This is a genomic window from Cellulomonas sp. ACRRI (genome assembly GCF_022346185.1).
Lineage (GTDB): Bacteria > Actinomycetota > Actinomycetes > Actinomycetales > Cellulomonadaceae > Cellulomonas.
In genome coordinates this window covers 1-8,473 of the sequence record NZ_JAKRMS010000154.1, presented here as the reverse complement: position 1 = coordinate 8,473, position 8,473 = coordinate 1, and the positions used below count along the sequence as shown (strand labels likewise).

At 70.4% G+C, this 8,473-nt stretch carries 7 protein-coding genes and 1 pseudogene; 3 read left to right on the top strand and 5 right to left on the bottom strand.

Translation table 11 applies throughout. The features are described 5' to 3' along the window. Positions 1-347 (bottom strand): annotated as a pseudogene (locus MHY85_RS18895) (hypothetical protein); the annotation flags it as partial. 256 nt (positions 348-603) lie between these two features. On the opposite strand from MHY85_RS18895, the gene coxB reads away from it, so the two are divergent. From coxB to MHY85_RS18880, 3 genes are all read left to right on the top strand, one after another. Continuing rightward, the gene (coxB, locus tag MHY85_RS18890) at positions 604-1,503 is read left to right on the top strand and encodes a cytochrome c oxidase subunit II (RefSeq protein ID WP_239199487.1); all 900 of its coding nucleotides are present in this window, start codon (positions 604-606) and stop codon (positions 1,501-1,503) included. After that, positions 1,503-3,320, top strand: a complete 1,818-nt coding sequence (ctaD, locus tag MHY85_RS18885) for a cytochrome c oxidase subunit I (RefSeq protein ID WP_239199484.1) — start codon at positions 1,503-1,505, stop codon at positions 3,318-3,320. Before coxB ends, ctaD begins: the two co-directional genes overlap by 1 nt. Before the next feature lie 65 nt (positions 3,321-3,385). Continuing rightward, positions 3,386-3,784: a cytochrome c oxidase subunit 4 gene (locus tag MHY85_RS18880; protein WP_239199490.1), complete on the top strand. Its 399-nt coding sequence runs from the start codon at positions 3,386-3,388 to the stop codon at positions 3,782-3,784. 152 nt (positions 3,785-3,936) lie between these two features. Here the strand turns inward: MHY85_RS18880 and MHY85_RS18875 are convergent, their stop codons facing one another. From MHY85_RS18875 to MHY85_RS18860, 4 genes are all read right to left on the bottom strand, one after another. Next, complete coding sequence (locus MHY85_RS18875) at positions 3,937-4,566, bottom strand: superoxide dismutase (protein WP_239199481.1); 630 nt, start codon at positions 4,564-4,566, stop codon at positions 3,937-3,939. 300 nt (positions 4,567-4,866) lie between these two features. After that, complete coding sequence (locus MHY85_RS18870) at positions 4,867-6,609, bottom strand: cytochrome bc complex cytochrome b subunit (protein ID WP_239199478.1); 1,743 nt, start codon at positions 6,607-6,609, stop codon at positions 4,867-4,869. Further along, entirely contained in the window at positions 6,606-7,631 is a 1,026-nt protein-coding gene (locus MHY85_RS18865) for a ubiquinol-cytochrome c reductase iron-sulfur subunit (RefSeq protein WP_239199476.1), read from the bottom strand. The genes MHY85_RS18870 and MHY85_RS18865 overlap by 4 nt, the downstream gene beginning before the upstream one ends. Beyond that, positions 7,628-8,431: a c-type cytochrome gene (locus tag MHY85_RS18860; protein WP_239199474.1), complete on the bottom strand. Its 804-nt coding sequence runs from the start codon at positions 8,429-8,431 to the stop codon at positions 7,628-7,630. The genes MHY85_RS18865 and MHY85_RS18860 overlap by 4 nt, the downstream gene beginning before the upstream one ends. Positions 8,432-8,473 lie beyond the last annotated feature (42 nt).

Here is an 8,473-nt window from a genome sequence, read left to right as displayed (position 1 = left end):
CCAGCGGCCGCTACCCGCCCATTTTTGCTGTTCGTTGTTGGAGGGCGCGTGGTCGTCCTCCTTGGTGCGCTAACCCGCGCGACCGTCAGCACCGCCCCGTGCAGCGCGGCGGTGTGGGACGGCGCGAGGTCGACCTCCTCGGTGCGCGCCCCGACCAGCGCCGCCACCGCCTCCCGCGCCCCGTCGAGCAGCGCCCGGGCGCGCCGCCCCTCCGTGTGCAGGCGGCGGGGGTCGGCCCAGCCCTCGTCGAGCGCGGCGAGGTAGGCCTCGCGCGCGGCGGGCAGGACGGGCGCGCGGCCGCCGGCGTCCAGGACGACGCGGTGGCCAGGGGCGGGGGAGTCGGTCACCCGGGCACGGTAGCGCCGCCCCGCCGACGCGCCCGGCCGGCGGGCGGGGCCGCCGCGCGCGCACGGGCCGGTCGGGGACGTGATCCAGATGACACTGCGTCACAAAGTGGCGCCCACGGGCGGTTCTGAGGCCACGACAAGCCGACCAGCGCGCTACGCTGCACGGGATCGAGGACATAGGTCCTAGGTGACTTCCCTGTCGGGCGACGCACGGTGCGGTGTCGTGCGCGACGGGGACCGACGTGGAAGGCCCCCGGTGCGCTCGCAGACCCCCCGCCGCCCCTGGCGGACCCGACTGGCCGTCGCGGGCGCCGCGACGACCGTCGCCCTGGCGCTCGCCGGATGCTCGCCCGAGGCCCAGCGCGGCTGGCTGCCCGGCGACTCCGACAACGAGATCACGAACCAGACCGGCCGGATCACGAACCTGTGGGTCGGCTCCTGGGTGGCCGCCCTGCTGGTCGGCATCCTGGTCTGGGGCCTGATCCTCTGGTGCGTCACGGTGTACCGGAAGCGCAAGGACGACGACCAGCTCCCCGTGCAGCTCCGGTACCACGTGCCGCTGGAGATCATGTACGTGATCCTGCCGATCATCATGGTCGGCGTGCTGTTCTACTACACGGCGCGCGACATGACGGAGATCCAGGACACCTCGGCCGAGCCGGACCTCACGGTCCAGGTGATCGGCAAGCAGTGGAGCTGGGACTTCAACTACGTCGACGACGACGTGTACGACACCGGCCAGCACGCGCAGGAGGTCGGCGCGACCGGCGTCCTCGCGGACCAGCCGACGCTGTACCTGCCGGTCGGCGAGCGGGTCGAGTTCGTGCTCGACTCCCGCGACGTCATCCACTCGTTCTGGGTGCCCGCGTTCCTCTACAAGCAGGACATGATCCCGGGGCGGACCAACACGTTCCAGGTCGTCCCGGAGGTCGAGGGCGAGTACGTCGGCAAGTGCGCCGAGCTCTGCGGCGAGGAGCACTCGTCCATGCTGTTCAACGTGAAGGTCGTGTCGCGCGACGAGTACGACGCGCACATCGAGGAGCTGCGGGACGCCGGCCAGGACGGTCAGCTGGGTCTCGAGTACAACCGCCTGCAGGACGTGCGTGTCACCGGTGAGGGTGGCGGGGACGCCGAGGGCGAAGAGGGAGCGAACTGATGGCCGCCACCGTCGAGGTCGTGCCGGGGCTCGCGCCCCGCCGGCAGACCCTGGGCCGCACGATCGTCAAGTGGGTCACGTCGACCGACCACAAGACGATCGGCTACATGTACATGATCGCCGCGTTCATCTGGTTCGCGATCGGCGGCATCATGGCGCTGCTGATCCGCGCCGAGCTGTTCGAGCCCGGCATCCAGATCGTGCAGAGCAAGGAGCAGTACAACCAGCTCTTCACGATGCACGGCACGATCATGCTGCTGCTGTTCGCGACCCCGCTGTTCTCCGCGTTCGCGAACATCATCATGCCGCTGCAGATCGGCGCGCCCGACGTCGCGTTCCCGCGGCTGAACGCGTTCTCGTTCTGGCTGTACCTGTTCGGCGGCCTGATCGCCGCCGCCGGCTTCCTCACCCCGCAGGGTGCGGCGTCGTTCGGCTGGTTCGCCTACGCGCCGCTGTCGAACTCCGTGTACTCGCCGGGTGCCGGCGGCGACCTGTGGGTGTTCGGCCTGGCGCTGACCGGCTTCGGCACGATCCTCGGTGCGGTCAACTTCATCACCACGATCGTCACGATGCGCGCGCCGGGCATGACCATGTTCCGGATGCCGATCTTCACCTGGAACACGCTCATCACGAGCCTGCTGGTGCTGATGGCGTTCCCGCCGCTGGCGGCCGCGCTGTTCGCGCTGGGTGCCGACCGCCGCCTGGGCGCGCAGGTGTTCAACCCCGAGAACGGCGGCGCCATCCTCTGGCAGCACCTGTTCTGGTTCTTCGGCCACCCCGAGGTCTACATCATCGCCCTGCCGTTCTTCGGCATCGCGACCGAGATCCTCCCGGTGTTCAGCCGCAAGCCGGTGTTCGGCTACAAGGGCCTGGTGTACGCGACGATCGCGATCGCCGCCCTGTCGGTCACCGTGTGGGCGCACCACATGTACGTCACCGGTGCCGTCCTGCTGCCGTTCTTCTCGCTGATGACGATGCTCATCGCGGTGCCGACAGGCGTGAAGTTCTTCAACTGGATCGGCACGATGTGGCGCGGCAAGCTCACGTTCGAGACGCCGATGCTCTGGACGATCGGCTTCCTGACGACCTTCCTGTTCGGCGGCCTGACCGGCATCATCCTGTCCAGCCCGGCCCTCGACTTCCACGTCTCCGACACGTACTTCGTGGTGGCGCACTTCCACTACGTGGTGTTCGGCACCGTCGTGTTCATGATGTTCGGCGGCATGTACTACTGGTGGCCCAAGTTCACCGGTCGCATGCTGAACGAGCGCCTGGGCAAGGTGCACTTCTGGCTGCTGTTCATCGGCTTCCACATGACCTTCCTCATCCAGCACTGGCTGGGTGCGATCGGCATGCCCCGCCGGTACGCGGACTACTCGCCGGAGGACGGGTTCACCTGGATGAACCAGCTGTCCACGATCGGCTCGATGATCCTCGCGATCTCGACCCTGCCGTTCCTGTGGAACGTCTACATCACCTGGCGCCGGGCGCCGAAGGTCACCGTCGACGACCCGTGGGGCTACGGCCAGTCGCTGGAGTGGGCCACGTCCTGCCCGCCGCCGCGGCACAACTTCACGTCGCTGCCGCGCATCCGGTCCGAGCGTCCCGCGTTCGACCTGCACCACCCCGAGGTGGCGGCCATGGACCACGTCGAGCCCGAGCCCGGGTTCTTCGACTGGGAGGCCGAGCGCACGGGTGAGCAGAGCGTCGCCCGCGACCGCGCCGACCACGGCGGCGGCCAGGAGGAGCAGTCCAGCGCGACCATCGTGGACGACCGTCCGCGCAGCACCGACGACGAGGAGGGCCGGGACAGGTGAGCAGGCTCGACGAGTTCGGCGGCGCGAAGCCGTCCGTGTCCGGCGGCGAGCGGCCGCGGCACGCCATGAAGGTGGAGCCCTACCTGTTCCTGGGCGGGGTCCTGTTCTTCATCCCGATCGGCCTCATCTACGCCTGGTGGAGCGGCGGCGAGCCGGTCGGCACCGTCGGCATCCCGCTCGTCGGCGGCCTGGTGGGCATGATCGGCGGCTACCTGCTCCTGCTCTCCCGCCGGATCGACGCCCGCCCGGAGGACGACCCGGAGGCGCTGATCGCCGAGGGCGCGGGCGACCAGGGCGTGTTCAGCCCCTGGAGCTGGTGGCCGGTGACGATCGCCTTCGCGGGTGCCTTGGCGTTCCTGGGCATGGCGGTCGGCTGGTGGCTGCTGTACGTCGGCGTCGCCCTCGGCGTCATCGGCCTGGTGGGGTGGATCTTCGAGTTCTCCCGCGGCCAGCACGCGCACTGACGCACCGCACGGCTGAAGGGCCGGGTACCCCGCGGGGGTGCCCGGCCCTTCTGCGTGCCCCTGGGGACGCCGCTCCGGGCCCGCTGCGGGCACGAGAGGGGCCGGCCCGCCCGGCTAGGGCGGACCGGCCTCTCCGGGCCGTCAGACCGGGATCAGAGCGACGGGACGATGAGCCCCGAGGTCTGGGTGCGCGCGCGGGTGAAGCGCTCGCCGGCGTCTGCCCAGTTCACGATGTTCCACCACGCCTTGACGTAGTCCGCCTTGACGTTGACGTAGTCCAGGTAGAACGCGTGCTCCCACATGTCGAGCACGACGATCGGCACGATGCCCAGCGGGATGTTGCCCTGCTGGTCGTACAGCTGCACGATCACGAGCTTCTCGCCCAGGGAGTCCCAGGCGAGGATCGACCAGCCGGAGCCCATGATGGTCGTGGCGTTGGCGGTGAAGTGCGCCTGGAACTTGTCGAACGAGCCGAAGAACTCGTCGATCGCCGCGGCCAGCTCGCCGACCGGCTTGTCGCCGCCGTCGGGGGAGAGGTTCTCCCAGAACACGGAGTGGTTCACGTGCCCGCCGAGGTTGAAGGCGAGGGTCTTCTCCAGGCCGGCCACGGCCGCGAAGTCGCCGGACTCCCGGGCCGCCGCGAGCTTCTCCAGCGTCGTGTTGGCGCCGGCCACGTACGTCGCGTGGTGCTTGTCGTGGTGCAGCTCCATGATGCGGCCGGAGATGTGCGGCTCCAGCGCCGCGTAGTCGTAGGGCAGGTCCGGAAGGGTGTAGTCAGCCATCAGTGCCTCTCTGAGCTCAGGCCGCGACGTCGGTTCGCCGCGGCAGGCGTCTTCGCAGCAGGTGCGCCCCGCGCGGGGCGGGCGCACCTCCTCTGTCGTACCACGACCGGGCGGTGCCCGGCCTCCCGGGCCGGGGGACCGGCTCGGCATACGTCGGGTCAGACGGCCCCGGGGACGACGACGCCCGGGCCGCTCCGGCGGTGAGCCGGGGCGACCCGGGCGGGGTCGTCCTGTCGATCGTCTCGCCCACCCGGTGCAACGACCGGGCGCCCGAGATGATTCCCCAGGTCAGCGCCTGTTTCAGTGGCGCTGGGTGCCCTCGGTGTCCTCGGGCTCCGGGGCGAGGTGCCGGCTGCCGGACGCACCGGCGGTCAGCTCCTCGCGCTGCTCGTCGTGCGCGAGCGGCAGGGCGTCGTGCCCGCCGTGCGACTGCGCCGCGGCGAGCTCCGCCGGGGTGACGGGCTCGACCCGGTCCTCGTAGAAGACCCTCGAGAGCCGGCGCCGGGCCGCGTCGATCCGGTACCCCTTGCGGCGGACGCCGCGCGAGTCCTCGGCCGGCTCGATCTCGAGCGGGCGGCGCGGCTCGTGCTGCACCCGCAGCCACCGCTCGTGCGCGTCGAGGGGCTTGTGCACCTCGATGTACTCGCCGGACGCGAACCGGACGATGCGGCCGGTCTCGTGGCCGTGCAGGACCAGCTCGCGGTCCTTGCGCTGCAGCGACAGGCAGATCCGCTTGGTGATCCAGAACGCGAGCGGCGGGGCCACGAAGAACAGCACCCGGAACGTCCACGTGATGTCGTTGATCGACAGGTGGAAGTGCGTCGCGATGAGGTCGTTCGACCCGGCCAGGACCAGGATGAAGAACGCCGTGAGGAACGCGACGCCGAACGCGGTGCGGAACGGCGCGTTGCGCGGGCGGTCGAGCACGTGGTGCTCACGGGTGTCGCCGGTGGCGAACGCCTCGATGAACGGCCACAGCGCGAGCACCGTGAACAGCAGGCCGGGGATGACCACGCCCGGGATCAGGATGTTCATCGAGACCGTGTACTGGCCGATGACGAACTCCCAGCCCGGCATCAGGCGCAGGCCGCCCTCGAGGAACAGCATGTACCAGTCCGGCTGCGCGCCCGCGGACACGACGCCCGGGTCGAACGGGCCGTAGTTCCACACGGGGTTGATCGTCATCGTGGCCGCCATCAGCGCGATGACCGCGAACACCACGAAGAAGAAGCCGCCGGCCTTGGCCACGTACACGGGGAACAGCGGGTAGCCGACGACGTTCTTGTCGGTCCGGCCCGAGCCCGGGTACTGGGTGTGCTTGTGCAGCACGACCATCAGCAGGTGCAGGCCGATGAGCGCGAGGATCAGCGCCGGGATCAGCAGGATGTGCACCGTGAACAGGCGGGGGATCAGCTCCGTGCCCGGGAACTCGCCGCCGAACAGCGCGAACGAGATGTACGAGCCCAGGATCGGGATGGCCCGGGCCACGCCGTCCGCGATGCGCAGGCCGTTGCCGGACAGCACGTCGTCGGGGAGCGAGTAGCCGGAGAAGCCGGCGAGCAGGCCCAGGATCATCAGCGTGAAGCCGACCAGCCAGTTGAGCTCGCGCGGCTTGCGGAACGCGCCGGTGAAGAACACGCGCATCATGTGCGTCACGATCGACGCCATGAAGATCAGCGCGGCCCAGTGGTGGATCTGCCGCATGAGCAGGCCGCCGCGGACCTCGAACGACAGGCGCAGCGTCGAGGCGAACGCCTCGGACATCTGCACGCCGTCCATCGCGGCCCAGGGGCCGTGGTAGTGCACCTCGGTCATCGAGGGCACGAAGAACATCGTGAGGAAGGTGCCCGAGATCAGCAGGACCACGAACGAGTAGAGCGCGATCTCGCCGAGCAGGAACGACCAGTGGTCGGGGAAGATCTTGCGCGCGAACTCCTTGACCGCGTTCCCGATGCCGGTGCGCTGGTCCAGGTAGTCGGCGGCCCCTGCCGCCGCGCGAGCACCCCGCGTGGGGGGTGCCGGGGGGGAGTCGACGGTGCTCACGTGAGGCGCTCCCAGAAGGACGGGCCGATGGGTTCGTTGAAGCCGTCCTGCGCGACGAGGTAGCCCTCGTCGTCGACGGTGATCGGCAGCTGGGGCAGCGGGCGGTGCGCGGGGCCGAAGACCACCTTGGCGCCGTCGGCGGCGTCGAAGGTGGACTGGTGGCACGGGCACAGGATGTGGTGCGTCTGCTGCTCGTAGAGGGCGACGGGGCACCCGACGTGGGTGCAGATCTTGGAGAACGCGACGATGCCGTCGTAGCTCCAGCCCTCGCCCTGCTCGGACTTCAGGTCGCGCGGGTCCATGCGGACCATGAGGACGACGGCCTTGGCCTTCTCGTCCAGCGGGTGCTCCGACTCCTCGAGCCCCTCGGGGATGACGTGGAACGCGGAGCCGATCGTGACGTCGGACGCCTTGATCGGGCGGCCCGAGGGGTCGATCGTCAGCCGGGTGCCCCGGCGCCACAGCGTGCGCTTGGAGACGGAGACGTCCCAGTTGCCGCCGAGGTTGCCGACCAGCGGCACGGCGATCGCCAGCGGGAACAGCGCGAGCGAGGTCACCATGGCGCCCTTGAGCACGCCGCGGCGCCCGATGGAGGAGTCCTTCACGCCCTCGCGCAGCGCCTCGACGGCCTTGACCCGCACCGGCTCGGAGGAGGCGGTCGGGTGCCGGTCCTCGGCGCGCTCGTGGTCGTTCATGAGCGACTTGGCCCAGTGCACGGCGGCGAGGCCGATGCCCGCCAGACCGAGGAACAGGCCGAGGCCGAGCAGGAGGTTCGACAGCCGCATGGTGCCGACGGTCTCGCCCGGGGGGACCAGGGCGTACGCGACGATCGCGCCGATGGTGCCGAGGATCGAGATCGTGAACAGGACGACGACCTGCCGCTCGGCGCGCTTCTGCGCCTTCGGGTCGGTGTCGCCGACCCGGGCGCGGTGCTCGTGCAGGCCCGGGTCCTCGAACCGCTCGGGCAGGGGACCGTCGCCGTGCGTCGTGACGTCGGTCGAGGGGTCGTGGTGCGTGCTCACGAGGACTTGGCTCCGATCCAGACCGAGGCGCCGATCAGCAGGCCGATGCCGACCACCCAGGCCCACAGGCCCTCGCTGACGGGGCCGAGCGACCCGAGCGAGAGGCCGCCGGGGGACCCGTCGCGCTGCTCGTCGAGGTAGGCGATGATGTCGCGCTTCTCGTCCGGGGTGATGTTGGCGTCGTTGAACACCGGCATCGACTGCGGGCCGGTCAGCATCGCCTCGTAGATGTGGGTGGGCGTGGTGTCGGTGAGCGCGGGCGCCCACTTGCCCTGGGACAGCGCACCGCCGGCGCCGACCGCGTTGTGGCACATGGCGCAGTTCGTGCGGAACAGGGCCATGCCGTTGGCCGCGTCGCCCTTGGCGGGGTCGACCTGGTCGGCCGTCGGGATCGCGGGGCCGGCGCCGAGCGAGGCGACGTAGGCCGCGAGCTGGGCGATGTCCTCGTCGTCGAACTGGACCGGCTTGGCCTGGATCTGCGCGCCGTTCATCTGCGCGGGCATGCGACCGGTGCCGACCTGGAAGTCGACGGCGGCGGCGCCCACGCCGATCAGGGAGGGGCCTCCGGCACCGCCGTCGACCGCCTCACGGCCTTCGGCGTTGACGCCGTGGCAGGTGGCGCAGTTGGCCTGGAACAGCTTCTGACCGGTGGCGATGTCGCTCTCGCTCGCCGCAGCCTGCGCCGCGTCGGCGCTGGCGGGCTGGGCGATCGCGTACACCGCTCCGGTGAGCAGCAGCGCCAGCAGGAGCAGCACCACCGGCGCTGACCGGTGGTGCCTGCGGGCGGCGAGTGCCTTCACGGATGGATCCTCGTCTCGGGCGTGCGGGGGATGTGCGGGGGG

Excerpts from the sequence above, each read along its gene's own strand:
- MHY85_RS18875 (WP_239199481.1), bottom strand. The coding sequence starts at position 4,566 with ATGGCTGACTACACCCTTCCGGACCTGCCCTACGACTACGCGGCGCTG.
- ctaD (WP_239199484.1), top strand. The coding sequence starts at position 1,503 with ATGGCCGCCACCGTCGAGGTCGTGCCGGGGCTCGCGCCCCGCCGGCAG.
- MHY85_RS18880 (WP_239199490.1), top strand. The coding sequence starts at position 3,386 with ATGAAGGTGGAGCCCTACCTGTTCCTGGGCGGGGTCCTGTTCTTCATC.